Here is a 26,182-nt window from a genome sequence, read left to right on the forward strand (position 1 = left end):
TGCGGGACCCCGGCAGTTGGCGGGGTGGGGCTCACAACCCGCGGGCGGCTTGGTACGTTAGCTGGGTGAGTTCCGAGCAAGCGCGACCAGACAGCACCGAGCCGGTCACGGCGCGCACGCCGGCGGCTCCACGACGGAAGACGACAGACACGGCACCAAGCGCTGGGGAGCGGACGGGGGACGAGATGGCCGCGAATGCGACAGAGGGGGACGGCGTGACCTCGCCCCCGAAGAAAGCGGCCACGAAGCCGCAGGCGAAGCGCACGCCGGCCGTGAAGACGGCCGCTGCAGCGGCAGGATCGAGTACGCGCAGCGCATCGCCGCGCGCCCCGCGGACGACCAAGCCGCGCGCGACGAAGGCGGCTCTGCCCGTCGAGACCACCGCCACGATCGAGGTGGCTGCGCCCGCCGAGGTGGATGCGCCCGCCGAGGTGGCTGCGCCCGCCGAGGTGGCCGCACCTGCCGTCGCCGATGCGCCGGCCCAGCCTGCGGCATCCACCGTCGCAGCGACGCGTTCGACCCCGTCCTCCTCCGCCAGCGTGCTCAGCGTCACCGGCCTGTACAAGCGGTTCGGCGAGACCGTCGCCGTAGACGGCGTGTCGCTGGACGTGAAAGAGGGCTCCTTCTACGGCATCGTCGGCCCGAACGGCGCGGGCAAGACCACGACGCTCTCGATGGTCACCGGCCTGTTGCGGCCGGACGCCGGGCAGGTGCTCGTGCACGGCATCGACGCCTGGTCCGACCCTGTGCGCGCAAAGCGCGCGATCGGCGTGCTCCCCGACAAGCTCCGCCTGTTCGACAGGCTGACCGGCGCCCAGCTGCTTCACTACTCGGGCACGCTCAGGGGCCTGAGCGCCAAGACCGTGCGCCTGCGCAGCGCCGACCTCGCGTCCGCGTTCGGCATCGAAGACGCCCTCGACCGCCTCGTCGCCGACTACTCCGCGGGAATGACCAAGAAGATCGCCCTCGCCGCTGCGATGATCCATTCGCCTCGGCTCCTGGTGCTCGACGAGCCGTTCGAGTCCGTCGACCCCGTGTCGGCGGCCAACGTGATCGAGATCCTGCAACGGTATGCGGCCGCCGGCGGAACGGTCGTGCTGTCCAGCCACGGCATGGACCTCATCCAGCGGGTGTGCGACAGCGTCGCGATCATCGTGCAGGGCAAGGTCCTCGCGGCGGGCACCATCGACGAGGTGCGCGGAGAGCAGACCCTCGAAGAGCGCTTCGTCGACCTGGCAGGCGGACGCAAGGCAGCGGAGGGCATGGAGTGGTTGCACAGTTTCTCGGACTGAAGCTGCGCCTCATGGGCAACGCCTTCCGGCGGAGCCCGTGGCAGGTCGTCGGCCTGTCGGTCGGGCTGGTGTACGGCTTCCTCATCACGTTCGTCGTGGTGGGCAGCCTCATCGCCGCACGGTTCGTGCCGGACGTCGCCCAGGTGCATCACGTGCTGGTGGTCGTCGGCTCGATCGTCGTGGCCGGTTTCTTCCTGCTGCCGCTGGTCTTCGGCGTCGACGACACCCTGGACCCCCGGGCGTTCTCGCTGTTCGGCATCCCGAACCGCCAGCTCTCGACAGGGCTGCTGCTCGCGGCGCTGATCGGCATCCCGTCCATCGTGCTGAGCATCTGCGCTGTCGCGACGGTCGTCACCTGGTCGCGGGATGTCGGCACGACGCTCATCGCGATCGTGTCGGCCGTGCTGCTGGTGCTGACCTGCATCCTGGCCAGCCGCGTCTCGACCTCCGTTGCGTCGTTCCTGCTCGCCACGCGCAGGTCGCGGGAGTTCGGCGGCGTCATCGGAATCCTCATCATCGTGCTGATCGCGCCGGTCATCATTCTGCTGATCACGATCGACTGGGGCCGTGACGGTCTCGGCGTGCTGTCCGGATTCGCCGCCTGGCTCGGCTGGACGCCGCTCGGCGCGGTGTGGTCGGTGCCAGGCGAGGCGGCGGAGGGTGCGTGGGGCATCGCGGTGCTGAAGCTGGTCGTCGCCGCCGCGACGGTCGGGCTGCTGTGGCTGGCCTGGACGTCGCTGGTCGCGAAGATGCTCGTCACGCCGCAGCGGGAGGCGCACGCCAAGGCGTACCACGGCCTCGGCTGGTTCGGCAGGCTCAAGGGCGGCCCGACCGCGGCGATCGCCGCCAGGTCGATGACGTACTGGGGCCGCGATCCGCGCTACTGGATCTCCCTGGTGATGATCCCCGTCGTTCCTGTCTTCGTCATTGTGGCGCTGACGCTGGCCGGGATCCCAGGGCACTATGTGTCGCTCGTGCCCCTGCCGCTGGTGTGCCTGTTCCTCGGCTGGACGATCCACAACGACGTCGCATACGACAGCACGGCCATCTGGCTGCACATCGTCTCCGGCACGCGCGGCATCGCGGACAGGGTCGGCAGGATGTTCCCTCCGGTGCTCATCGGCATCCCGGTCGTGGTGGTCGGTTCGATCATCACGGCCGCTGTCTACGGCGACTGGGCTGTGCTCCCCGCGGTCGGTGCGCTGAGCGGGGCGATCCTCCTGATCGGACTCGGTCTGTCGAGCCTGTTCTCTGCGCTGTTCCCGTATCCGGCGACCAAGCCAGGCGACAGTGCGTTCGCCCAGCCGCAGACCTCCGGCGCATCCGCAGCGCTGGTGCAGGCCTTGAGCTTCTTCGCGATCCTCCTTCTCGCGTCGCCGATCATCGTGTTCCTGGTGCTCGGCCTGACGCTCAGCCCGTTCTGGTTGGGGATCGCCCCCGTCGCCGCCATCGTGCTCGGCTTCGGCTCCCTCTTCGGCGGCCTCTACCTCGGCGCGAAGGCGTTCGACCACCGGGGGCCCGAGCTGATGGCCTTCGCCAACCGCAACGACTGAGCAGGCCACGAGCATCCGGGCAGCATCGAACGTAGACTGGATGCATGTACGAGGACAGCATTTCGGAACCTGGTGGCCTGCCGGACGGCGGAGGAACGGCGACGCTCGACCGCGAGCTCGAAGAGCTTCTGCAGAACGAGGCCATCGAGCCGGGTGACCACGAGCGCTTCTCGCACTACGTCAAGAAGGAGCAGATCCTCGAGTCGGCCATGACGGGCAAGCCGGTCAAGGCGCTCTGCGGCAAGATGTGGACGCCTGGCCGTGACCCGCAGAAGTTCCCGGTCTGCCCGAGCTGCAAAGAGATCTACGAGAAGCTCCGCGACGAGTAGTCGAGCCTCAGAGTCTCAGACGTAGAGCGTCGGAAGCACGGGGTCGCCCCTGCTCACCCGGAGCGCCTGGTCGGGCAGCTCTGCCAAAGCCATTGCGCGGTGTTCCCGCGCCGCGACGGTTCCCGCCTGGCCGAGGTGTTCGCGGTGCACGACCCCGTCCGTGATGAGCGGCACGAGCAGGTCGCGTCCGCGATCCTCCACGGATGCGCCGCGCTCGATCACGTGGATGGCCTCCGCAACAGCGGTGCCGTTCTCGTCCAGCCGCCGCACGGGATGCTTGCGGCCGCCGACCGTAGCCTTGCCGTCCGACTTCTTGGCCACGGAGATCCACTCGCCCGTGCCGTCCTCGCTGCGGTGCGCGACCAGCTTGTAGACCATGCCGGACGCCGGATGGCCGGAGCCGGTGACCACAGAGGTGCCGACGCCGTACGAGTCGACGGGGGAGGCGGCGAGCCCGGCGATGGTGAACTCGTCGAGGTCGTTGGTGACGGTGATCTTGGTGTTCACGGCGCCGAGGGCGTCGAGCTGGGCGCGCACGCGACGCACGAGGTTCGGCAGGTCGCCTGAGTCGAGCCTGACCGCGCCGAGCTCCGGGCCGGCGACCCGCACGGCGGTGTCGATCGCCGTCTCGACGTCGAAGGTGTCGACCAGCAGCGTCGTGCCTGGACCGAGTGCATCCACCTGGGCGCGGAAGGCGTCCTCCTCGCTGTCGTGCAGGAGGGTGAAGGCGTGCGCGGCGGTCCCCATCGTCGGGACGCCCCAGTGCCGTCCCGCCTCCAGGTTGGAGGTGGCGCTGAAACCGGCGATGAACGCCGCCCGCGCCGCGGCGACCGCTGCCCGCTCGTTGGCGCGGCGCGACCCCATCTCGGCGACGGGGCGGCCACCGGCGGCCGTGACCATCCTGGCGGCGGCGCTCGCGACGGCGGAGTCGTAGTTGAACACGCTGAGGATGAGCGTCTCGAGGATGACCCCTTCCGCGAACGGCGCGTCGACGACGAGGAACGGGGAACCGGGGAAGAACACCTCGCCCTCGCGGTAGCCGGCGATGGTGCCGCTGAACCGGTAGTTCGCGAGCCAGTCGATGGTCGCATCCCTGACCACGCGGTTGTCGCGCAGGTATTCGAGCTCCGAGTCGCCGAAGCGGAACTGCTCGATGAGCTCGAGCAGGCGACCCGTCCCCGCCAGGATGCCGTAGCGGCGCCCGGCCGGCAGACGGCGGGTGAACGCCTCGAAGACGCACTCCCTGTCGTGCGTGCCCTTGAGCAGCGCGGCGTCGAGCATCGTGAGTTCGTAGCGGTCGGTCAGCAACGCGGAGGAGGCCATCACCCGCTCAGCCTAGCGAAGGCGGCGCTCTGCCCGTCGCTGACCCCGTCGTCGCCGGTCGGCGGCGGTGGTCTCCTGCCCATCGTTGTATGGTGGCTTCTTGTGACCGATGCACCGATTGGGATTTTCGACTCGGGTGTCGGCGGACTCACCGTCGCACGCGCGGTCCGCGATCAGCTCCCGAACGAGTCCATCCTCTATGTGGGCGACACCCTGCACTCGCCGTACGGCCCGAAGCCGATCGCCGAGGTGCGCCGGTTCTCGCTCGACGTGCTCGACTTCCTGGTGGACCAGGGCGTGAAGATGCTCGTCATCGCCTGCAACACCGCGTCCTCCGCAATGCTGCGGGATGCGCGTGAGCGCTACTCAGTGCCGGTCATCGAAGTCATCCAGCCCGCCGTGCGCCGCGCGGTCGCAGCGACCCGCAGCAACAGGGTCGGCGTGATCGGCACGGTCGGCACGATCAACTCGCGCGCATACGAAGACGCCTTCGCCGCCGCACCGTCGCTGGAACTGTTCACCAGGGCGTGCCCGCGCTTCGTGGAGTTCGTCGAGGCCGGGGTCACCAGCGGGGACGAGGTGCTGCAGGTGACGGCCGAGTATCTGCAGCCGCTGCGCGACGCCGACGTCGACACGCTCGTGCTCGGCTGTACGCACTACCCGTTCCTCAAGGGCGCCATCTCCTACGTGATGGGGGAGGGCGTCTCGCTCGTCTCCAGCGACACGGAGACGGCGAAGGACGTCTACCGCACCATCGTCGGCGGCGGACTGGAGCGCACCTCGCCGCTGCCCCCGACCATCCACTACGAGGCCACAGGCGCGGACACCGAGACGTTCCTGCGGCTCGCCCACCGCTTCATCGGCCCGCAGGTGGCATCGGTCGACCTCGTGCAGACGGGCACGATCGACCTGCCGCGCCCCTGACCATCATTCCCACCGCATCCAGCACCATCGAGGAGACACCGTGACCGACATCATCCGCGCAGACGGGCGCACCGCCGACCAGCTCAGGCCGGTCACGATCGAGCGTGGCTGGAGCAAGCAGGCCGAGGGCTCAGCGCTCATCTCGTTCGGCAACACCCGCGTGCTCTGCACCGCCTCGTTCACCAACGGCGTTCCCCGCTGGATGGCCGGCAAGGGCAAGGGCTGGGTGACGGCGGAGTACTCGATGCTGCCGCGTTCGACCAACAGCCGCATGGACCGCGAGTCGGTCAAGGGCAAGATCGGCGGACGCACCCACGAGATCAGCCGCCTGATCGGCCGCAGCCTGCGCGCCGTCGTCGACATGAAGGCGCTCGGCGAGAACACGATCGTGCTCGACTGCGACGTGCTCCAGGCGGACGGCGGCACCCGCACCGCGGCCATCACCGGGGCGTATGTTGCACTCGCGGACGCCCTCGAGTGGGGCCGCGAGCACCGCTTCATCGGCCAGAAGGCCACCCCGCTGATCGACTCCGTCTCCGCGGTCTCCGTCGGCATCATCGACGGTGAGCCGATGCTCGACCTCGCTTACGTGGAGGATGTGCGCGCCGAGACCGACATGAACGTCGTCGTCACCGGGCGCGGCCTGTTCGTCGAGGTGCAGGGCACGGCGGAGGGCGCACCGTTCGACCGCAGGGAACTGGACGCGCTCCTCGACCTCGCCGTCGGAGGCGCAGAGACGCTGTCCGGCATCCAGGCCACGGCACTCGCTGCGGCGCTCAGTGGGGCGGAGCGCTGATGGTCCGCGTCGTCCTCGCCACCCACAACCATCACAAGGCGGCCGAGTTCCAGCAGATCCTCGGGGATGCGGTCCCCGGCCTCGAGATCGTGGCGTACGACGGCCCGGAGCCGGTCGAGGACGGCGTCACCTTCGAGCAGAACGCGCTGATCAAAGCACGGGTCGCCACCCAGCACACCGGCCTGCCTGCGCTGGCGGACGACTCCGGCATCTGCGTGGATGCGATGGGCGGCGCCCCCGGGATCTTCTCCGCGCGCTGGGCCGGCTCGCACGGCGATGCGGAGGCGAACCTCCGGCTGCTGCTCGACCAGCTCTCCGATCTGCCGGTCGGCACGCGCGGCGCGCACTTCACCGCGACGCTCGCCCTCGTCACGCCTGAGGGGGAGGAGACGGTCGTGCAGGGCATCTGGCCAGGCCGCATCGCGCGGACGGCGCGCGGCAGCCACGGTCACGGCTACGACCCGATCTTCGTTCCGGAAGGGCACGAGAGCACGGCGGCAGAGCTCGGGCCGGTCGTGAAGAACGCCGAGAGCCACCGTGCGCGCGCGTTCGCGGCGATCGCCCCGGCGCTCAACACGCTCGTCGCGCGCTCCCGCTGATCGGTTCGGACCTCCGATCGGTTCATGCCGCTTCAGTGCCCGCTGTTCCGGCCCAAGGACGCGCTGCGTGGTGAGAATGAGAACGGCACTCATTCCTATCTAGGCCGGGCATCTGGCGGGTCGCGCATCCACTGCATACCGTTGGTGGTGATGAGTCACAACCACGGGCATTCCGCCAACCGCAACCGACTGCTGATCGCGATCGGTATCGTCGCGACCGTGCTGGTCGTCGAGGTGGTCGGCGCCTGGCTGAGCGGTTCCCTCTCCCTGCTGGCGGACGCCGGGCACATGCTCAGCGACCTGACCGGGCTGATCGTGGCGCTGCTGGCGACCATCGTCGCAGCGCGGCCGGCGAGCGACAGGCAGACCTTCGGCTATCGCAGGGCGGAGGTGTTCGGCGCGCTCATCAACGGGCTGATCCTGCTGGTCGTCGCCGTCGTCGTGACCATCGGCGCCATCGGCCGGCTCGTCTCGGGCGAGTCGGAGGTGCAGAGCGTCCCGATGCTGATCGTCGCGGCGATCGGCCTGGTCGCCAATCTCGGGGCGCTGCTGCTCCTGCGACCGGCCGCAGGGCACTCGATCAACATGCGCGGGGCATACCTGGAGGTGTTCGGCGACCTGGTGGGGTCCGTGACGGTCATCGTCGCGGCCGTCATCATCCTCACGACGGGCTTCGACCCTGCCGACGCGATCGCCTCGCTGCTGATCGCGGCGTTCATCGTGCCACGCGCCTACCTGCTGCTGCGGGATGTGATGCGGGTGCTCAGCGAAGCGGCGCCCGCGGACACGGACGTGGCGGAGATCAGGGACCACATCCGGAAGACATCGGGGGTGGTGGCCGTCCACGATGTTCACGTCTGGGCGATCACCTCGGGGGCGCCGGTGTTCACGGCGCACGTCGTGGTGGAGCCGTCCGTGTTCCAGTCGGGCAAGACAGGGGAGCTGCTCGACGAGCTGTCCGGCTGCCTGGCGAAGCACTTCGACGTCGAGCACTCGACGTTCCAGCTCGAACCAGCCGAGCACGCCGCGCACGAGGACGAGTTCCACGCCTGAGCGGCCGATGACCGCCTGACCACCTGACCACCTGACCGCCAGCGATGGAGGTTCGGCCGTCAGACCGACGGCGTCACGACTCCGGCGTCGGGCGCGGTTCAGCCGCGGGCGCCGGTGCTTCCTGCGCTGCCGCAGCCTCAGCCGCCGCCTTCTTCTTCGCCTTGTGCAGCGACTGGAAGTAGTGGATGAGGGTGGGCACCAGGGTGATCAGCACGGCGCCGATCAGGATGATGTCGATGTAGCTGGAGACGAAGTTGGCGACCGGCGGGATGTAGCCGATGAGGAAGCCGAAGTAGGTGAGACCCGCACCCCAGATGAGCGCGCCGATGGCGTTGTACAGCGAGTACTTCTTGTAGTTCATGTGGCCGACGCCCGCGGCGACGGGGGCGAAGGTGCGCACGATCGGCACGAAGCGGGCGACGATGACGGCGAGGGCGCCGAAGCGGTCGAAGAAGGAGTTCGTGCGGCGCACGTTCTCCATGCTGAACAGACCGCTCTCCTTGCGCTCGAACACTTTCGGCCCGAGTTTGTGCCCGATCAGATAGCCGACTTCACCGCCGAGGAACGCGGCGAACGCGATCACCAGACAGACCCACCAGATGTCGATGCCGAAGACCAGCGCTGTGTGGGTGAGCAGCCCGGAGATCACCAGGAGGGTGTCGCCTGGAAGCAGGAATCCGACCAGCAGACCGGTCTCCGCGAACACGATCGCGCCGACGACGACGAGCGCCCACGGGCCGGCGGCGTCGATGATGGTGTGCGGGTCGAGCCACGGAATGAGTCCAGCGTGATGGATCAAGGTTCTCCCAGGAGAGGAAACGACGGGTGCTGCCGAGTTTACTGGCCTGAGGCTGCAGAGAACATGCGAATGTGCACGCGCTGAGCAAAGATCGTCCTATGGTCTGACTTTGCGCTTGCTGTGAGTGCGGGAGAAGGGACTTGAACCCTCACGCTCGAAAGCACAGGAACCTAAATCCTGCGTGTCTGCCAATTTCACCACTCCCGCGGTCGCGCTATGCGCGGCTACGACAATAGCTCATGCACGCGCGGGGCGACCTCTGTTCCGTACAGCTCGATGGCCTTCATCAGGTGGTCGTGGCCAAGGGTCCCGTTGCTGATCTTGAGGTCGAAGCGCTCGATGCCGAGACCGTTCGCGGTGTACGCGATCTTCTTCGCGACCGTCTCGGGCGAGCCGACGAACAGCGCGCCGTCCTCGCCTGCCTCGTGCTCGAAGCGCGCGCGGGTCGCCGGCGGCCAGCCGCGCTCTCGGCCGATCCGGTTGGTCATCGCCTCGTAGTGCGGCCACAGCGTCTCCTTGGCCTCCTCGTCGGTGGCGGCGATGAAGCCGGGGGAGTGAACGCCGATCGGAAGGGACGCATCCTGGCCGGACTGCTCGAGCGCGTTGCGGTAGAGCTCGGCGAGCGGCTTGAACCGCATCGGTCCTCCTCCGATGATCGCGAGCATGAGCGGCAGGCCGTAGTGGGCGGCGCGCACGACCGACTCCGGGCTGCCTCCGACACCGATCCAGGTCTTCAGCAGGCCGTTCTCCAGGTGGGGGTACACCGACTGGCCGTCGAGGGATGCGCGGAGCGCGCCCGTCCACGACACCGGCTCCTGCTTGCGCACCTCGGTGAAGAGGTTCAGCTTCTCCTCGAACAGCTCCTCGTACTGGCCGAGGTCGTAGCCGAACAGCGGGAACGACTCGATGAACGAGCCGCGGCCGAGGATGACCTCCGCCCGGCCGCCGGAGACGCCGTCGAGCGTTGCGAAGCGCTGGAACACGCGCACGGGGTCGTCCGAGCTGAGCACCGTGACCGCGGAGCCCAGGTGGATGCGCTCGGTCTGGCCTGCGATGGCTGCCAGCACCACCTCGGGGGCGGAGACGGCGAAGTCCTTGCGGTGGTGCTCGCCGACGCCGATGAAGTCGAGGCCGACCTGGTCGGCGAGAACGCCTTCCGCGACGACATTGCGCAGCACCTGCGCCTGGGGGAGCGGCTGTCCGTCCGCGTCGTTGGTGACGTCGCCGAACGTGTCGATTCCGAGTTCGAGCTTCGTGCTCATCGTGTCCTCATCCCGTGCTGTGTTTACATGCGTTTGCATGTACTTCTAACACTGCTGCACAGAGACTATTCCGCGGTGGCTCTCCGCGGTGGCTAGCGCGTGCAACTACTCCGCGGGGCGGACGCGAGGGCGACGCGGCACGTAGCGCGGGATGTACCGCGCGAGCATCCCGGCGCCGACGAAGCCGAGCACGCCGATGGCGCCCGCTGCGAAAGCGAGGGAGGCGACGGCGGTGAGCAGCGACACCAGCAGCGGAGCCGCGGCCTGGCCTGCGTCTCCGGCGAAGCGCCACGCGCCGAGGAACGGCGCGGGCTGATCCTTCGGCGCCAGGTCGGCGCCCAGGGTCATGATGATGCCGGAGCCGATGCCGTTTGCGACGGACAGGAAGAGGGAGACGCCGATGTACCAGGCGACCCGCGCATCCAGATCGTGGGTGAAGGCGAGCGTGAGGAAGCCGATCGAGAGTCCGAGCATCGACGGCAGGGCGCTCCACATCCGGCCGAAGCGGTCCATGATCTGGCCGCTCGCGTAGAACAGGGCGAAGTCGACGGCGCCTGCGATGCCGATGATGAGCGCCGTGTTCGCCTCGCTGAGCCCGATGCTGATCGCCCAGAGCGGCATGAGCACCGTGCGCGCGGAGCGGATGGCGCCGATCAGCGCGACGCCCGTGCCCATCCTGGCGAGCACGGCGCGGAACGACCAGATGGTGCGGAACAGGCCGTGCGTGCGCTCCTCCGCCTCCTCCTCGCCAGCGGTGAGCACCTCGCCGCCCTCGACCGCTGCTGCGGCGCTCTGGCCGAACATCTTCTCCGGGTCCGGAAGCACGATCAGCACGATGACGGAGCCGAGGCAGCTCACGATGAAGATCCAGAACACCGACTGCGTCGACCCGGTGACGCTGATGACCAGCGACGCGATCAACGGCCCGATGAACCAGCCGCCGCGGAAGATACCGCCGAGCGTCGACAGCGCCCTCGCCCGGTACTTCTGTGGAACGTACGAGGTCATGAACGCGTGCCTGGCGAGCGCGAACACCGCCGTCGCGAGGCCGACCACGAAGATCCCGGCCATGAGCACCCAGTAGTTGGGTGCGATCAGGCACACGCCGACGCCGAGGATCGCCACGACCGCCGCGTAGATCATCGACGCGCGCTCTCCGATGCGCGACACCACCCAGCCGCTGGGGATGTCGCCTGCCAGTTCGCCGAGCATCACCATTGAGGAGATGAACCCGGCGATGGCGAGGCTCGCGCCGAGGTTGCCGGCCGCGATCGGGATGATCGGGATGATCGCGCCCTCTCCGATGGAGAAGAGCAGCGTGGGGAGGAATGCGGCGAGAGCCACCGACTTGAAAGTGAATGGTCGCTCGTCGGTAGTCATTTCGTTAACACACTACAACTGGATGCGCGGGGCTCCGGCAGCCTGACCTCGCCCGGTAGTCTGGAAGGCGACATGATTGAAATCGATCTTTCCCAGCAGATCGCCGAACTGCGCTCGACGTTCGCCGACATCCGCTCCGTGGTCAACGTGGACGCTCTCACCGCCGAGATCGCCGCCCTCAGCGAGCAGGCGGGCGCTCCCGATCTCTGGGACGACACCGAGAACGCCCAGAAGGTCACCAGCGCGCTCAGCCACCGCCAGTCGGAGCTCGCCCGCATCACCACGATCGAGCGTCGCCTCGACGACCTCGAAGTGCTCGTGGAGATGGCCAACGACGGCGAAGGAGACGAAGCGACAGCGGCGGAGGCGAAGGCCGAGCTGGAGTCGCTGCAGAAGAGCCTCGGCGAGCTCGAGGTGCAGACCCTGCTGAACGGCGAGTACGACCCGCGTCCTGCCGTCGTGACGATCCGCGCCGGTGCCGGTGGCGTCGACGCCGCCGACTTCGCCGAGATGCTGCTGCGCATGTACCTCCGCTGGGCAGAGCAGCACAAGTACCCGGTCAAGGTCATGGACACCAGCTACGCGGAAGAGGCAGGGATCAAGTCGGCGACCATCGAGGTCGACGCCCCGTACGCGTTCGGAACGCTCTCCGTCGAGGCAGGCACCCACCGCCTGGTGCGGATGAGCCCGTTCAACTCCGCAGGCAAGCGCCAGACGTCGTTCGCCGCCGTCGAGGTCATCCCGCTGATCGAGGAGACCGAGTCGATCGACATCCCGGACAACGACATCCGCGTCGACGTCTTCCGCTCCTCCGGCCCCGGTGGCCAGTCGGTCAACACCACGGACTCCGCCGTGCGCATCACCCACCTCCCGACGGGAACCGTGGTGTCGATGCAGAACGAGAAGAGCCAGATCCAGAACCGCGCGGCCGCCATGCGCGTGCTGCAGAGCCGCCTGCTGCTCCTGCAGCGCGAGGCGGAGGCCGCCGCGAAGAAGGAGCTCGCCGGAAACATCACGGCGAGCTGGGGCGACCAGATGCGCAGCTACGTGCTCGCGCCGTACCAGATGGTCAAAGACCTGAGGACGGACTACGAGGTCAACAACCCCACCAACGTGTTCGACGGCGACCTGGACGGCTTCATCGCCGCCGGCATCCGCTGGCGGGCAGGCGCCAAGGCGGACGCGTGAGCGCGCAGCCGTCCGCGGTCGTCGAGGTCGCAGCAGCGGTCGACGACGAGCTGGTGGATGCGGTCGTCGGCTTGCTCCCGCAGCTCTCGTCCAGCGCGACCTTCGACAGGGCGCTCCTGGAGCGGGTCGTCGCGAGCGAGGCGGCGACGCTGTTCGTGGCGCGGCTCGACGGCGCGATCGTCGGCATGGCCACCCTCGTGGCATACGCGATCCCGACCGGCGTTCGCGGACACATCGACGACGTGGTGGTCGATGAGAGCACCCGAGGTCGCGGCGTTGCCCGCAGTCTGCTCGAGGCCATGATCGCCCGCTCGGCCGAGCTCGGCATCCGCACCCTCGACCTCACCTCGCGTCCGTCGCGGGTGGCGGCGATCCGGCTGTACGAGTCCGTCGGCTTCGTGCGCCGCGACACCAACACGTTCCGATTCGCCGGATAGCGCGCTGACGGCTGGCGTTCGGGCCGCGTCCAGGCTTGCCGCGTATTGGTATGTCGCTACTGCGGATCGGCGCAGGGTTGCTTAGTCTCTAGAAGTCATGATCCGGTTCGAACACGTCTCCAAGCAGTACTCGGGCACCTCGCGCCCGGCACTCAACGCCATCAACCTCGAAGTGCTGCGCGGGGAGTTCGTCTTCCTCGTCGGTGCGTCCGGCTCGGGCAAGTCGAGCTGCCTGCGGCTCATCCTCAAAGAGGAGAAGCCCACCACGGGGAAGATCCATGTGCTCGGGCAGGACCTGGGCACCATCTCGTCGCGCAAGGTCCCGTACTTCCGCCGCAACATCGGCGTGGTGTTCCAGGACTTCCGGCTCCTGCCCAACAAGACCGTCTTCGAGAACGTGGCGTTCACGCTGCAGGTGATCGGCAAGTCGCGCGGCTTCATCCAGGAGGCCGTCCCCGACGTGCTGAAGATGGTCGGCCTCGACGGCAAGGCGCAGCGCCTTCCGCACGAGCTGTCCGGTGGTGAGCAGCAGCGCGTCGCCATCGCCCGTGCCGTGGTGAACAAGCCGCAGGTGCTGCTGGCGGACGAGCCGACGGGAAACCTCGACCCGGCGACCAGCGCCGGCATCATGGCGGTGCTCGACCGCATCAACGCCGGGGGCACCACGGTGCTCATGGCCACGCACGAAGCGGCGATCGTCGACCAGATGAAGCGCCGCGTGATCGAGCTCGTCAACGGGCAGATCATCCGCGACGAGCGCCACGGAGGGTACGGCGTCACCGCCGCCGTCCCTACACTGCAGGCAGCGCCGGCCCAGGTGGATGCGCAGCAGGCTCCTGCCCCGGCGCAGCAGCCGGTCTACGCGCAGCAGCAACACGCCGCATACGCGCCGCAGCAGGCGGCGTACGAGCAGCAGCAGCCGATGACCAGGCCGCAGGTTCCAACCTCCGATCCGGCCGGACCGGTGAGCGTGCCTGTGCCCGTCCAGGCCGCGCCGCAGCAGACGCGACCCGCCCCTGGCGAGTCGCAGCAGCCGGCGCCGGTGCAGCAGACCGGCCCAGCGCATCCGGAGTCGGTGCAGCAGCAGCCTGCTCCACCGGCCGCAGCGCCCGCCGCCTCGGCACCCGAGCCTGCACAGCAGCCGTCGCACTACCCGGCGCCCGTGCAGTTCGCGACAGCCGCGCAACCGGTGACACAGGCGCCCCCGCCTCCGCCACCCGCGAGCGAGGACCTGCCCGACCACCTCAACTTCACCGCGAACCTCGACCTCCGGGGTCTGCGAGACGACAGCGACCGCGACGGAGAGCAGAACGTGGGGCCGACCAAATGAGATTCGGCCTGATCTGGTCCGAGGCAGCCAACGGGCTGCGCCGCAACGTGTCGATGGTGGTTTCCGTCATCCTCGTCACCTTCATCTCGCTGACGTTCGTCGGCACCGCCGTGCTGCTGCAGATGCAGATCAACCAGATGAAGACGTACTGGTACGACCGCGCGCAGGTAGCCGTGTACATGTGCACGGAGACCGACAACTGCGTCGGAGGCGCGGCGAACGACCAGACCATCGCCGCGGTGAAGAAGCAGCTGGAGTCGCCGGAGCTCTCGCCGTACATCCAGAAGTTCTACTTCCAGGATCAGAAGCAGGGCTACGAGCAGTTCAAGCAGCAGTTCAAGGGCAACTCGATCGCCGACTTCGTCACGCCGGAGATGATCCCGCAGACGTTCTGGGTCAACCTCAAAGACCCGAGCAACTCGGCGGTGCTGACCGAGACGCTGTCCGGTGCTGCCGGCGTGCAGAGCGTCGTCGACCAGCGCAGCTACCTCGACCAGATCTTCTCGATCCTCCGCGCTGCCAGTTTCACCGCCATCGGGATCGCGGCCCTGATGCTCGTCGCGGCGGCGCTGCTGATCGCGACGACCATCCGATTGTCGGCGTTCTCGCGAAGACGGGAACTCGGCATCATGCGGCTGGTGGGCGCATCCAACCGGTTCATCCAGACCCCGTTCATCCTGGAGGGCGTGTTCGCGGCACTGATCGGCTCGATCATGGCGGCGGGGGCGGTGTATGCGATCGTGCACTTCTTCGTGCGCGGCTACCTCTCGGATCGCATCCAGTCGATCAACTTCGTCGGAGACACGGATGCGCTCGTCGTCGCGCCCTTGCTGCTGCTGATCGGCGTCGTCCTGGCGGCCGCTTCGGCCAACTTCGCGATCAGTCGCTATCTGAAGGTCTAGTTCGCTATACACTGGATGGCTGCCCTGCGTTCGCGGGGCGGCATCCGATCGAACGCGTCAGGAGTGAGCTGTGCCCAGGGAACGTGGCCAGAAGGTGGTGGCCACCAATCGCAAAGCCCGCCACGACTACACCATCGAAGACACCTACGAGGCCGGACTGGTCTTGACGGGAACCGAGGTGAAGTCGTTGAGGGCTGGTCGCGCATCCCTCGTCGACGGCTACGCGTTCGTCGACGGCGGGGAGGCGTGGCTCGACGCCGTGCACATCCCTGAGTACGCGGACGGCACCTGGAACAACCACGCCCCGCGGCGCAAGCGCAAGCTGCTCTTGCACAAGGCGCAGATCCTCAAGATCCACAACAAGGTCAAAGAGGGCGGGTACACGATCGTCCCGCTGCAGATCTACTTCAGCGACGGACGCGCGAAGGTCGAGATCGCCGTCGCGAAGGGCAAGCGCGAGTACGACAAGCGCCAGGCGCTGCGCGAGCGTCAGGACAAGCGCGAGGCGGACAGGGCGATGTCGAGCAGGAAGCACCTCGGGGAGTAGCGGCACTGCTGCTGTGCTGGTGGCGAGTGGCAGGATGAACGCATGAGTTCGATCGAGCAGCGCATCCCGGTCAATGGCACGTACAACTTCCGCGATGTCGGCGGATACCGGGCGGACGGCGGCACCATCCGCTCCGGCAAGCTCTTCCGGTCGGACGGCCTGCACTCGCTGGGCGAGCCCGGCAAGAACGAACTGCGCGAACTCGGGGTGCGGATCATCATCGACCTGCGCGACGACTTCGAGAAGCGTGCGCTGCCGGACGACCTGGACGGTCTCGACGTCGAAGTGCTTGCCCTTCCGGTGTTCGAGGGCTCCGGCGCCTCCCAGTCGACGATCGGCGCCACCCTCGCCGACCTGTACGCCAAGATCGTGCTGCAGCACAGGGATGTGGTGATCACCGCCCTGCGCGAGATCGCCGACACGGGCGATGAGGGCGTCGTCGTGCACTGCACGGCGGGCAAGGATCGCACGGGTATCGTGATCGCCCTCGCGCTGCTCGCTGTCGGCGTCGACCGGCAGACTGTGGTCGACGACTACGCGCGCACGCAGGCGAACCTGGCCGGGCCGTGGCTCGAGGGGATGCTGAAGCTGGTGCAGAGCCACGGCGTCGAGGTGACGCCCGATCTGCGCGTGATCATGGGCGGCAGCCCGCCGGAGGCGCTGGAGTCAGCGCTCGACCTGATCGACCGTGAGCGTGGCGGCGTGCATGCGTACCTGCGGGACGGTGGCTTCGACGACCTGGAGCTCGCCAAGCTGCGGTCTGTGCTGGTCGACGCTGGCTGATACGGCGAGGGCGCACGGCGGGCTCGACCGGCGCGCTCGGCTCAGGATGCGGCGAAGCGCGCGTGCACCTGGACGGCGATGGTGATGTCCTCCGGCTTCAGCGCCAGCGTTCCTCCCGCGTGGTCGTTCGACGCCGCTCTGGCGAACATCGGTTGTTGCGTCTGCGGCGATGAGGTGTGGTCGCCGAGCATCCCGGGGTCGCTGAGCGCGAGCGGCTTGACGGAGCCGAGCCCGAGGCTGGTGGCGTAGACGGTCGCCTTCGCGACGGCGTTCTCGACCGCCCTGCGACGCGCCTCCTGCACCAGCGACTGCTTGCGCGCCTCTGTCAGCGCCCAGGTGACGCCCGATACCGTGACGCCGTCGAGCAGAGAGACCACGCCGACCCAGTCCGACAGCGCGCCGAGGTCGCTGAACTTCGCCTCGATGCCCACCTGCGCGTGGTGAACGATCGGCAACTGCTTCCCGTCCTGATTCCACGGTCGTTCGCCCCACACGCGCAGCTGGTCGGACGCCCACCAGGTGACGGGCCCCGACTGCGGGTTGTGGATGTCGCGCAGCTCGCTGGTGAGGGAGACGTGACGCTGCGTGGTGCGGGCGAGGACTTCATCCCTGCTCTTGCCGTCGTATGCGACGGTGAGGCGGACGGTGCCGCGCTCCGCCGGCTGGTGCAGTTCGTACTCGCCCTGGACGGTGATGATCGTGTCGGCCATCCTCCGATCGTGGCATAGAACGAGGGTTTCGGATGTTGTAAGATGAGAAGCTCGCCGCAAGCGGTGAGAACAGTATCTGGACAACTCAACAGCGCGTGACAGCGACCCAGCCTCACCGGCTGCGCACGGGGATGATCGGTTTCGACATTGTCTGCGAGAGTGTGAGAAGCGGGTCGAGGATGCATGCTTATCTCGTAAACGATGCATGCAAACAATAAGTGCCAATTCAAAGAGCACTGTCTCTGCCAAGGCAGACTTCGCCCTCGCGGCGTAAGTTCTTCTAAAGCAACTTATGAGACCGTCAAGCCGGGAATAGCTCTCTACCCGGATTCTGGCGTCATTTAGAGAGCTTGCTTCCACGTTGAGTATCAGGGCGCGGAGGGACTCACACTGATGCTGGGCTCGTCGGTTTAGGTGCCAGTGGCGAATTCCGGAGCCGAGTAGAACGACATCACTGGCTACACCCGTAGAAGGCATATGACCACAGCAGTGGACGGGGGTTCAATTCCCCCCATCTCCACCACTGGTCGCTGTCACGCGTTGTTCGAGTCGAAAAGGCCGCCAGGAATGGGCGGCCCTTTCTCGTTCCTGTGACCACAATGGTGGAACGATGAGCTCTTACTTCGAACGCCTCGACGCCACCCGTTTCCGCCCGCTGCACGACGCAGGGGGAGCGTGGAATAATGCGGAGATCCATTTCAGCCCGCTCGGCGGCCTCGTCGCGCACGCGATGGACCTGCACCGCGCGGCGCGTGGCGACAATCCGTCGATGTCGCTCGCGCGGCTCAGCTTCGACATTCTCGGGTTCCTGGCCGCCGAGGTGTGCGAGGTCGAGGTGGAGACGGTGCGCCCAGGCCGCACGATCGAGCTGGTGCAGGCGACCGTCGTCATCGCGGGCAGGCCGGTCGTGCTCGCCCGCGGCTGGTACGCGATCGACAGCGACACCAGGGCGATCGCCGGAGGGGAGACGGCGACGCTCGCCGTCCCGGATGAGCGTCACCGGTTCTCGATCGCGGACACCTGGCCGGGCGGCTACGTCGCGTCGCTCGAGATGCGGGCGCTCGAAGCGCCCCGCCCAGGGCGCGCGACGGCGTGGCTGCGCACGGAGCTCGACATCGTCGGCGGCGAGCAAGCCAGCCACCACGCGTCCTTCATCGCCCTGGTCGACACGGCCAACGGGGTCGCCGTGCGGCAGTCGCCGAACGAGTGGATGTTCCCCAACCTCGACCTCACCATCCACCTGCACACCCAACCCACCGGCCGCTGGGTCGGGCTCGATACGACCGTGACCTTCGGGCCGACCGGCCAGGGCCTCACCAGCACCGAGCTTCACGACGAACGCGGGCCGGTAGGGCGGGCGGAGCAGACGCTGACGGTGCGGCCGATCCGCTGACACCGGCGGCGACGCCGCTGCGCACCGACGCCGCTGCGCACCGGCGCGCCCTCCCGTTAAGCACCCAGCCACCTCCCGGCCGCCTGCCCGCCATATCCTCCTGGGGTGGTGCAGCAGCAGCAGGTTCCCGGCCCCGTCGCGCGATCGCAGGATCTCGCCGTCGAACTGCGGCGGCGCATCCACTCAGGAGAGTTCGTGGCGGGGATGCGGTTGCCGAGCGAGGCGGCGCTGGCGGAGGAGTACCGCGTGACCCGCAGCCTGGTGCGCGGGGCGATGGCGAAGCTGGCCAGGCTGTCGCTCGTGCACTCGCGTCCGAGGGACGGGTGGGTCGTTCACGCGCGGCATCACGCGCAGGAGTTCGACCGGATGCTGTCGTTCGCGCAGTGGGCGGAGGCGGGTGGTCGCGCCGCAGGGGGAATGATCTCGTCCAGGGAGCGCCGGGCGGCGGGCGTGGCGGAGGCGCAGGGGCTCGGGGTGCGGCCGGGGGAGCGCATCCTGAGCTTCACGCGGGTGCGAACGCTGGACGGGCTGGTGGTCATGGTCGAGCGGTCGGCGTGGGCGCCGTGGGTCGCGGACGTGGTCGATGGGATGCCGGACGACGTGGCATCGACCACGGCGGCGCTCGCCGCGGAGGGGATCACGGTGACCTCTGGCCGTCACAGGATCGAGGCGGTCGCAGCGTCGACCCAGGATGCCGGGCTCCTCGGCGTGCGCAGGTCCAGTCCGCTGCTGCAGGTGACCAGGTCGACGGCGACGAGGGACGGCCGGGTGGTCGAGCTCGGGGTCGACCGCTACCGGGCGGGGACGATCGCGTTCGACGTGAACGCGGGGGAGAGCACCAGGGCCCTCACGCGCCCAGTGTGAACACTCGGCGCGCCGATTCCGCTGGAGAACCGCATCCCGCGTGATTGGTCGTCCTGCGTTCACCGCGGGTTTCCTTCGGTTTGGTCGGCTGTCCGCGGCTGTGAACGAACCAACACGAGGAGACCAATGTCCAGCGAGCCGGAAGACTTCATCCCGGACCCTTACCAGCGCGCGGAGACCGTTCCGCCGGAGATCCTGCGGTCCGGGCTGTCCAGGCGTGGGATGCTCAAAGCGCTCGGCCTGCTCGGAGGGGCAGCCGTGCTCGGCGGGACGACGGGGGCGGCCTTCGCCGGTCAGGCCGCATCAGGGAGCCAGCGCGAGACGGCAGCACGGTATGTGCTCCCCGAGGGGTTCGCCGGTGACATCAGCGACCTGAAGCACGTCGTGGTGCTCATCCAGGAGAACCGCGCGTTCGACCACTACTACGGGGCGCTTCCCGGGGTGCGTGGCTTCAGCGACAAGCAGGCCCTGCGGTTCCAGAACGGCACGGACGTGTTCTCGCAGCCGAACGGCTCGTCGTTCGTCAAGCCGAGCAGGGTGACCACCGTCGCCGGCACCACGACGGGACTCGACCACTCGTACTCCGGTGGCCTCGGCGCCTGGTCGAACGGCCGCTACAACAACTGGATCGGCGCGAAGGGACCGGCGACGATGCAGTACGTCACCGGCGAGGAGATTCCGTGGCAGTGGTCGCTCGCCAGCGCGTACACGATCTGCGACGCCTGGCACTGCTCCGTCATGGGCCCGACCACCCCGAACCGGCTCTACCACTGGACGGGCACCTCCAACGGGGTCACGGACAACGGCGCGGAGTCGAACGGCACGCGCGCCTGGCAGACCTACCCGGAGGCGCTGCAGAAGGCGGGCGTCTCCTGGCGCATCTACGTCGACAACAGCAACAACGGCAGCAGCTGGGTCGGCGACTACACCGACAACCCGATCCGCGGCTTCGCGACGTTCACCACCTCAGGCTCGACCGCCACCGACGCAGCCAACCGGGTGGATGCGGTCAAGAACGCACAGGGGACCGGGCTGGTCTGGCGGGCGGGCTCGGCCCCGTACGCGCCGACCGGCGCCCCGAACAACGACAGCGACGCCAACCTCAACGCCGTGCTCGGCGACTTCATCGCCGCCTGCCAGCCTGGCACGGCGCATCCCCTGCCGCAGGTGTCGTGGATCGTCGCACCGTACGGCTGGACAGAGCATCCGTCGGCCAACCCCGAGCACGGCGCGCACTTCAGCAACCGGGTGCTGCAGACGCTGCAGAGCAACCCAGAGCTGTGGAAGAGCACGCTGCTGATCATGACGTTCGACGAGAACGACGGGTACTACGACCACGTCCTGCCGCCGTACGCCGAACCAGGCACCCCCGGCGAGTACTCGGGCAGCACGCCCATCGGCTACGGCGCTCGCGTGCCGGCAATCCTGGTGTCGCCGTGGACCAGAGGCGGCTGGGTGAACAGCGAGACCTTCGACCACACCTCGATCCTGCAGTTCCTCGAGACCTGGACGACAGCGCTCGGCACCCCGGCGCTCAGCACGACCATCACGGACTGGCGGCGCGGCATCAGCGGCGACCTGACGAGCGCGCTGGACTTCGCGCATCCGGTGGTGGACATCCCCTCGCTGCCCGACACGGAAGCACTGGTGCAGATCGCCCGCGCCGGAGGCATCATCAGCACGCAGGTTCCGCCAGCGGACAAGTGGGAAGGCGGAACGCTCCGTCCCCGCCCGCTCTCGTTCCACCCGCACGGCACGTTCGAGGAGGACAGGGAGACCGGTACGGTGACCGCGCGCCTCAGCCTCGCCGGAGGACCGGCGGGCAAGACGGTGAGCCTGCAGGCGTTCCCCGACAAGTACCTGCCGTTCACGAACACGCCGCACACCGTGTCCGCGACAGCGCCGGCGGCGTACAGCTGGGATGCGGCGGCGCACGACGGCCGCTACGCCTTCACGGTCTACGGCCCCGACGGCTTCGTGCGCTCGCACGCCGGCACGGTCCTGCCGGCCGGGCAGGACAACGCCGGCGTCCCCCGGGTGGACGTCGACCTGGTCACCGGCGGCGAGCCTGTGCTCGGCATCGCGCTGCACAACGACGGGCTGGAGGCCGTGCATTACGGCCTCGCCGCCAACGACTTCGCCGGAGGGACGCGCAGCGTGTGGGTGCACCCCGGAAAGGCCGAGAAGGTGACCTGGCCGACCACGGACGGCTGCTACGACGTGATCATCACGGCCGACACCGGAAGCGGGTGGCAGCACCGCTACGCCGGACGGGTCGCCCAGCTCAGCGCCTGAGCGGCCTCGGGTCCCGTCAGCTCCGTTCCGATCAGCCGAGCACTCGTTCGCCCAGCCCCCGTTCGTCCAGACCCCGTTCGCCCAGACCCCGAAAGACACCCATGACCGTGCAGCGTCTCCTCCGTCGTCTCTCCCCGCGCACGCGAGCGCACCGCATCATCGCCGCCGCCGCCGCGCTGGCCGTGGCCGTGGTCGGCGCGGTCGCCGTGGTCGGCGCGTCGTACGCAGCGAGCGCGAGCCCGGCGTTCGACCCGCAGGACGCCATCACGCCTGTCGCGTCGTACACCTTCGACGGCGACGCAGGAACGACGGTCGCCGACTCGTCCGGCAACGGGAACGACGCCGCGTGGAAGGGGACACCGGCGTACGTCGGCGGTGTCTCCGGCAGCGCGGCCGTGGTCAGCGGCGGCGTCAACTACGTCAAGCTGCCGCTCGTCGCAGGCAAGACGGATGCGTCCTCCAGCTTCTCCTACGAGTTCTGGGTCTCCGAGCAGTCGCGGACCAGCTACGGCCCGATCGTCAGCAACCAGGACTTCGCGACATGCAACAACGCAGGACTGACCCTGTACAACCAGGCGACGGCCGGGGTGCTGGAGGCGTGCTGGGGGAAGACCGCGGGCGGCACCAAGGAGTATGTGCACGGCATCTCCAGCAGCATCCTGAACACCTGGCACCACGTCGCCGTCGTGGTCGACCGCTCGACGAACACCGGGACGTTCTACGTCGACGGCGTGCAGAAGGCGACGGCGCCGGCCGGGTCGATCACGGCGGCGACGGCGTTCGCCAGCGGGCTCGCGTTCAACATCGGCGGTCTCAGCGGCAGCGAGGACGACACGGGGGACGGCTACATCAACGCCTCGATCGACGACTTCAACTTCTTCGCAGCGGCGATCCCCGGCAGCCAGGTGGCGGCGGACTACGCGGCCAGCAAGCCGACCGTCGTCGCGTACACGGTGGCGTTCGACGGCAACGGCGCAGGCGGAGGGGCGACGGCGTCGCAGACCCTGACCTCTGGTCAGGCGGCGGCGCTGACCGCGAACGGCTTCAGCAGAGCGGGCTACCAGTTCCGTGGCTGGGCGACCAGTGCATCCGGGGCCGTCGTGTACACCGACGGGCAGACGGTCAGCGATCTCGCGACCCAGGCCGGAGCGACCGTGACACTGTACGCGGTCTGGAACCGCTACCGCGCGCAGGGGGACACGGTCGCCCCGATCGTCTCGTACGACTTCGACGGGGACACGGGGAGCGCAGTGTCGGACAGCTCCGGCAGCGGCAACGCAGGCGCGTGGTCCGGCACGCCGTCGTATGCGGCAGGAATCGCGGGGAAGGCCGCGTACGTCAACTCGCCTGCAGGGAGTCAGCAGGGGGTCAACTTCTTCTCTCTGCCGCTGATCGCGGGCAGGACGGACGCCTCGTCCAGCTTCTCCTACGTCTTCTGGATGAACGAGTCGGCGACCAGCTCCGACTCGCCCATCGTGTCCAATCAGGACTTCACGCACTGCTACAACAAGGGCACGACGCTGTACAACACGGCCGGACAGCCAGGAATCCTGCGCGCCTGCTTCGGCAGGAACGGCACGTCGACCACGCAGAACTACCTCGCGAACGTCAGCGGCAGCTCCGTGATCGGCGCCTGGCACCAGGTCGCCGTGGTGGCGGACAGGACCGCCGGCACCATGACCACCTACCTGGACGGGCAGGAGACGGCGCGGAGCACGGGGCTGACCAGCGCGTTCTCCCTGGTCAGCGGCAACCCGTTCCGGGTCGGTGCCGAGGGATCCGGCGCGGACACCGGCGACGGCTTCGTCAACGCCGCCATCGACGACTTCGACTTCTACGACGCGCCGATCAGCGCCGCGCAAGTGCTGAACGAGTACACCGCGACGCAGCCGAGCACCGAGCCGTCCGACACAGGAGCGACCATCGCCCGCGGGTTCGTGAGCGACACCTTCCGCGCGCCTCAGGTGCGGGTGGGCGGCGCGGTCGCGCAGCCGGTCGGCGGCCTCTGGAACGGCGACGCCGTGACCGCGTACAGTAAGGTCTCCGGCGACGACTGGCTGAGCGTCGGAGCGGACGGCACGGTCACCGGCACGGCCCCGGCGACGGCGCCGGCCGACCCCGCGACCATCACCGTGCAGGCGACAGACGGCGCCACCACGTCGCGCATCGAGGTCGAGGTCCCTGTCCTCGCCGCCGACGAAGAACCGCAGCTCGCCGCGGCGACCTGGAACCTGTGGGATGCGGGCAGTCACGTGAACGACGCGACGTTCAAGGAGCTGGCGGTGATCGCATCCAACGGGCTGGACGTGATCGGCGTGCAGCAAGACGACGGGACGGCGGCGGCGAGGCTCGCCCGTGCGCTCGGTTGGCACTCCGTCGAAGGGGACGGAGGGGTGGGCATCGTCTCCGCATACCCTCTGGATGCCGGCGCAGGGCTGCGACCGACGGCGGCGGGCACCACTCTTCCGGCCGTCTGGGCGACGGCCGACGTGCTCGGGCGGGACGTGCGCCTGTGGAGCGCAGGGCTCGACAGCGACGCATACGGCCCGCACGCTGCCTGCCAGGGCGGCGTGACAGACCAGGCTGCGCTGATCGACGCGGAGAAGAAGACGGCGAGGTACGACCAGTCCGTGGCGCTCGCGACGGCGGTCGGCGCGGACGCGAAGCGGGCTGGCGCGACGCCGGTGATCCTCCTCGCCGACCTGGAGTCGCCATCGGGCGAGGACTGGACCACCGCGACCGCCGCTGCGCACTGCGGCGTCGGCTCCGTGACCTGGCCGGTGCCCGCCGCTCTGACGAAGGCTGGACTGACGGACAGCTACCGCGCCGCCCATCCAGACCCGACGACCGCCGCCGGCAACTCGTGGTCACCCCTGGTGGCGACCGACCCCGCGTCGGGGACGGCCGAGCCGCAGGACCGCATCGACTACGTCTACTCCGCCGGCGCCGACCTGACGGTGGTCGGCTCCAACACGCTGGTCGCGGGCTGGCCATCGGCGAGGAACGTCGTGGGCAACGCCTGGACGAGCAACCACCGCGCGGTCGTGACGACGTTCCGGCTCGCCCCGGTCGCGGTGACGACGCCGACACCGACGCCCACTCCGACCCAGACACCGAATCCGACCCAGACACCGACGCAGACCCCGAACCCGACGCAGACCCCGAACCCGACGAGCACGCCGGCACCCTCCGGGACGCCGTCTCCGACTGATCCGGTGATTCCGTCGGCGACGGGCTCGGCCGATCCCGGCGATGCCCAGGCAGGCACGACCCCGCCGCACGGGCCGGGCGGCGACGGCCTGGCCTGGACGGGCTCGACCGTGCCCGTCGCGCTGGTCATCGCGGCGATCGCGGCCATCCTGGTCGGCCTCTTCGTCCGCCGCTCGCGATACCGCGCGAACTCCGACCGGCGCTAGCCGGCCACGGGTCGTGCGAAAGGTGCGGGCCAGCAGGCGCTGCCGCGCCTTTCGCACGACGCGATCCGGCGGCCGTCACGCGGGGTCGCGCAGCCAGACCAGTGCGAGCGGCAGTGCGGCCAGCGCGGAGACGTGGCCGTCGCGCTGGCGCAGCAGCAGGTCGGCGTTCGGGATGCGATCCAGCAGGGCGTGTGCGTGCGCAACAGGCACGACGCGGTCGGCGCCGCCGTGCACGAGCAAGGTCGGCGCCGTGACGGCCGCGAGGTCGATGCCCCAGGGCGTGACGTACGCCACGTCGTCGTCCGACTCGCCCGCCGGCCCTGAGGCGGAGCCGGCCTGCGCGTCGGCGCCGAGCGGGCCCCAGGCGCCGGAGAGCGCCGCCCAGTCGCGGTCGGTGAAGGAGGACTCGTCGAACTCGGCGCGCTCGGCGTGGTGGAGGCGCGCATCCCTGCCCATGATGGCGGTGAGCAGCGCCTCGGGGGAGGCCATGCCGTCGAACCAGTCATCGGTGTCCCAGCGGGGCGCCAGCGAGGCGATCGTGGCGACGGCTGTGACCCTGTCCGGAGCGATGGCGGCGCAGGCGAGCGCGTGCGGGCCGCCGCCCGATGCCCCGGCGGTCACGAACGTGTCGATCCCGAGCGCATCCAGCACCAGGAGGGCGTCCGCGGCCGCGGAGGCGATGGTGCGACCCGGGTTCTCCGTAGAACCCGGATACCCAGGGCGCGCCACAGAGACGACGCGCAGCCCTGCGGCATCCGCCGCCGCCGCGATCGGTGGGATGATCGCGCCCGTCTGCGGTGTGCCGTGATGCCAGAGCACCGTGCCGCCCGTGGTGGGTGCGCCGGTGTCGAAGTACCGGACGGTGCGGCCGTCCGGGGTGGTGAGCTCCGCGCCACCTGTCGGACCCTGTTCGCCCGCGTCGGCCTCGTCGCCCGCGGTGCCTTCCTCCTGCATGGTCATAGCCGGATCGTACGCCTGGTCCCTCCCGGCGCCGATGGATCACCGTC

The 26,182-nt window shown here is 68.9% G+C and carries 23 protein-coding genes, 1 tRNA gene and 1 other RNA gene; 18 read left to right on the forward strand and 7 right to left on the reverse strand.

Annotated elements, in window-relative coordinates; genetic code table 11:
* Positions 1 to 65: 65 nt before the first annotated feature.
* From ASE16_RS06655 to ASE16_RS06665, 3 genes are read left to right on the forward strand one after another with little or no spacing between them, the layout of a single operon-like run.
* On the forward strand, positions 66 to 1,292 hold the full coding sequence (locus tag ASE16_RS06655; protein ID WP_235500398.1) for an ABC transporter ATP-binding protein: 1,227 nt from the start codon (positions 66 to 68) through the stop codon (positions 1,290 to 1,292).
* Positions 1,268 to 2,845: a hypothetical protein gene (locus tag ASE16_RS06660; RefSeq protein ID WP_235500399.1), complete on the forward strand. Its 1,578-nt coding sequence runs from the start codon at positions 1,268 to 1,270 to the stop codon at positions 2,843 to 2,845. The genes ASE16_RS06655 and ASE16_RS06660 overlap by 25 nt, the downstream gene beginning before the upstream one ends.
* Positions 2,846 to 2,889: 44 nt before the next feature.
* Positions 2,890 to 3,174 carry a DUF3039 domain-containing protein gene (locus ASE16_RS06665; protein WP_055892605.1) on the forward strand — a complete coding sequence of 95 codons (285 nt, stop codon included), beginning with the start codon at positions 2,890 to 2,892 and terminating at the stop codon, positions 3,172 to 3,174.
* Positions 3,175 to 3,189: 15 nt separating this feature from the next.
* Here ASE16_RS06665 and ASE16_RS06670 read toward each other — a convergent pair whose 3' ends face one another.
* Positions 3,190 to 4,497, reverse strand: coding sequence for a nicotinate phosphoribosyltransferase (locus ASE16_RS06670; RefSeq protein WP_055892609.1), 1,308 nt, complete (start codon positions 4,495 to 4,497; stop codon positions 3,190 to 3,192).
* 102 nt (positions 4,498 to 4,599) lie between these two features.
* Between ASE16_RS06670 and murI the strand changes: the two genes are divergently transcribed.
* From murI to ASE16_RS06690, 4 genes are all read left to right on the forward strand, one after another.
* Positions 4,600 to 5,421: a glutamate racemase gene (murI, locus tag ASE16_RS06675; protein WP_055892613.1), complete on the forward strand. Its 822-nt coding sequence runs from the start codon at positions 4,600 to 4,602 to the stop codon at positions 5,419 to 5,421.
* Positions 5,422 to 5,461: 40 nt separating this feature from the next.
* Complete coding sequence (gene rph, locus ASE16_RS06680; protein WP_055892615.1) at positions 5,462 to 6,217, forward strand: ribonuclease PH; 756 nt, start codon at positions 5,462 to 5,464, stop codon at positions 6,215 to 6,217.
* Entirely contained in the window at positions 6,217 to 6,816 is a 600-nt protein-coding gene (rdgB, locus tag ASE16_RS06685) for an RdgB/HAM1 family non-canonical purine NTP pyrophosphatase (protein ID WP_055892618.1), read from the forward strand. The genes rph and rdgB overlap by 1 nt, the downstream gene beginning before the upstream one ends.
* A 150-nt stretch (positions 6,817 to 6,966) precedes the next feature.
* Positions 6,967 to 7,869, forward strand: a complete 903-nt coding sequence (locus ASE16_RS06690) for a cation diffusion facilitator family transporter (protein WP_055892622.1) — start codon at positions 6,967 to 6,969, stop codon at positions 7,867 to 7,869.
* A gap of 73 nt (positions 7,870 to 7,942) precedes the next feature.
* On the opposite strand, the gene ASE16_RS06695 is transcribed toward ASE16_RS06690, so the two are convergent.
* The 4 genes from ASE16_RS06695 to ASE16_RS06710 form a co-directional block, all read right to left on the reverse strand.
* A complete protein-coding gene (locus ASE16_RS06695) occupies positions 7,943 to 8,668 on the reverse strand; it encodes a DedA family protein (protein ID WP_055892624.1) in 726 nt (241 codons plus the stop codon).
* A gap of 125 nt (positions 8,669 to 8,793) precedes the next feature.
* Positions 8,794 to 8,875 (reverse strand) — tRNA-Leu (locus ASE16_RS06700).
* A 17-nt stretch (positions 8,876 to 8,892) separates the two neighbouring features.
* Complete coding sequence (locus tag ASE16_RS06705) at positions 8,893 to 9,930, reverse strand: LLM class flavin-dependent oxidoreductase (RefSeq protein WP_055892627.1); 1,038 nt, start codon at positions 9,928 to 9,930, stop codon at positions 8,893 to 8,895.
* Between the two features lie 105 nt (positions 9,931 to 10,035).
* On the reverse strand, positions 10,036 to 11,310 hold the full coding sequence (locus tag ASE16_RS06710; protein WP_055892630.1) for an MFS transporter: 1,275 nt from the start codon (positions 11,308 to 11,310) through the stop codon (positions 10,036 to 10,038).
* A 72-nt stretch (positions 11,311 to 11,382) separates the two neighbouring features.
* Here ASE16_RS06710 and prfB point away from each other — a divergent pair, with 72 nt between their 5' ends.
* The 6 genes from prfB to ASE16_RS06740 all read left to right on the forward strand — a co-directional run bounded on the left by prfB (position 11,383) and on the right by ASE16_RS06740 (position 16,497).
* Positions 11,383 to 12,498, forward strand: coding sequence for a peptide chain release factor 2 (gene prfB / locus ASE16_RS06715; protein ID WP_055892633.1), 1,116 nt, complete (start codon positions 11,383 to 11,385; stop codon positions 12,496 to 12,498).
* Positions 12,495 to 12,935: a GNAT family N-acetyltransferase gene (locus ASE16_RS06720; protein WP_055892635.1), complete on the forward strand. Its 441-nt coding sequence runs from the start codon at positions 12,495 to 12,497 to the stop codon at positions 12,933 to 12,935. Before prfB ends, ASE16_RS06720 begins: the two co-directional genes overlap by 4 nt.
* 97 nt (positions 12,936 to 13,032) lie before the next feature.
* Complete coding sequence (ftsE, locus tag ASE16_RS06725) at positions 13,033 to 14,265, forward strand: cell division ATP-binding protein FtsE (RefSeq protein WP_055892639.1); 1,233 nt, start codon at positions 13,033 to 13,035, stop codon at positions 14,263 to 14,265.
* Positions 14,262 to 15,167 carry a permease-like cell division protein FtsX gene (ftsX, locus tag ASE16_RS06730; protein WP_055892641.1) on the forward strand — a complete coding sequence of 302 codons (906 nt, stop codon included), beginning with the start codon at positions 14,262 to 14,264 and terminating at the stop codon, positions 15,165 to 15,167. The genes ftsE and ftsX overlap by 4 nt, the downstream gene beginning before the upstream one ends.
* A 70-nt stretch (positions 15,168 to 15,237) precedes the next feature.
* Positions 15,238 to 15,714: an SsrA-binding protein SmpB gene (gene smpB / locus ASE16_RS06735; protein ID WP_055892644.1), complete on the forward strand. Its 477-nt coding sequence runs from the start codon at positions 15,238 to 15,240 to the stop codon at positions 15,712 to 15,714.
* A 42-nt stretch (positions 15,715 to 15,756) separates the two neighbouring features.
* Complete coding sequence (locus tag ASE16_RS06740) at positions 15,757 to 16,497, forward strand: tyrosine-protein phosphatase (protein WP_055892647.1); 741 nt, start codon at positions 15,757 to 15,759, stop codon at positions 16,495 to 16,497.
* Positions 16,498 to 16,538: 41 nt separating this feature from the next.
* Here the strand turns inward: ASE16_RS06740 and ASE16_RS06745 are convergent, their stop codons facing one another.
* Complete coding sequence (locus tag ASE16_RS06745; RefSeq protein WP_055892649.1) at positions 16,539 to 17,207, reverse strand: SIMPL domain-containing protein; 669 nt, start codon at positions 17,205 to 17,207, stop codon at positions 16,539 to 16,541.
* 127 nt (positions 17,208 to 17,334) lie between these two features.
* Between ASE16_RS06745 and ssrA the strand changes: the two genes are divergently transcribed.
* From ssrA to ASE16_RS06765, 5 genes are all read left to right on the forward strand, one after another.
* Positions 17,335 to 17,730, forward strand: a transfer-messenger RNA (tmRNA) gene (ssrA, locus tag ASE16_RS19375).
* Between the two features lie 87 nt (positions 17,731 to 17,817).
* A complete protein-coding gene (locus tag ASE16_RS06750) occupies positions 17,818 to 18,600 on the forward strand; it encodes a thioesterase family protein (RefSeq protein ID WP_055892650.1) in 783 nt (260 codons plus the stop codon).
* A gap of 105 nt (positions 18,601 to 18,705) precedes the next feature.
* On the forward strand, positions 18,706 to 19,464 hold the full coding sequence (locus tag ASE16_RS06755) for a GntR family transcriptional regulator (RefSeq protein ID WP_082581286.1): 759 nt from the start codon (positions 18,706 to 18,708) through the stop codon (positions 19,462 to 19,464).
* Between the two features lie 126 nt (positions 19,465 to 19,590).
* Positions 19,591 to 21,759 carry an alkaline phosphatase family protein gene (locus tag ASE16_RS06760; protein ID WP_055892653.1) on the forward strand — a complete coding sequence of 723 codons (2,169 nt, stop codon included), beginning with the start codon at positions 19,591 to 19,593 and terminating at the stop codon, positions 21,757 to 21,759.
* A 101-nt stretch (positions 21,760 to 21,860) separates the two neighbouring features.
* Positions 21,861 to 25,175, forward strand: a complete 3,315-nt coding sequence (locus ASE16_RS06765) for a LamG-like jellyroll fold domain-containing protein (RefSeq protein WP_055892657.1) — start codon at positions 21,861 to 21,863, stop codon at positions 25,173 to 25,175.
* Positions 25,176 to 25,250: 75 nt separating this feature from the next.
* Here ASE16_RS06765 and ASE16_RS06770 read toward each other — a convergent pair whose 3' ends face one another.
* A complete protein-coding gene (locus ASE16_RS06770; RefSeq protein ID WP_235500401.1) occupies positions 25,251 to 26,135 on the reverse strand; it encodes an alpha/beta fold hydrolase in 885 nt (294 codons plus the stop codon).
* Between the last annotated feature and the right edge of the window lie 47 nt (positions 26,136 to 26,182).

Origin of the sequence: Leifsonia sp. Root227, from assembly GCF_001428745.1 — a bacterium.
GTDB lineage: Bacteria > Actinomycetota > Actinomycetes > Actinomycetales > Microbacteriaceae > Leifsonia.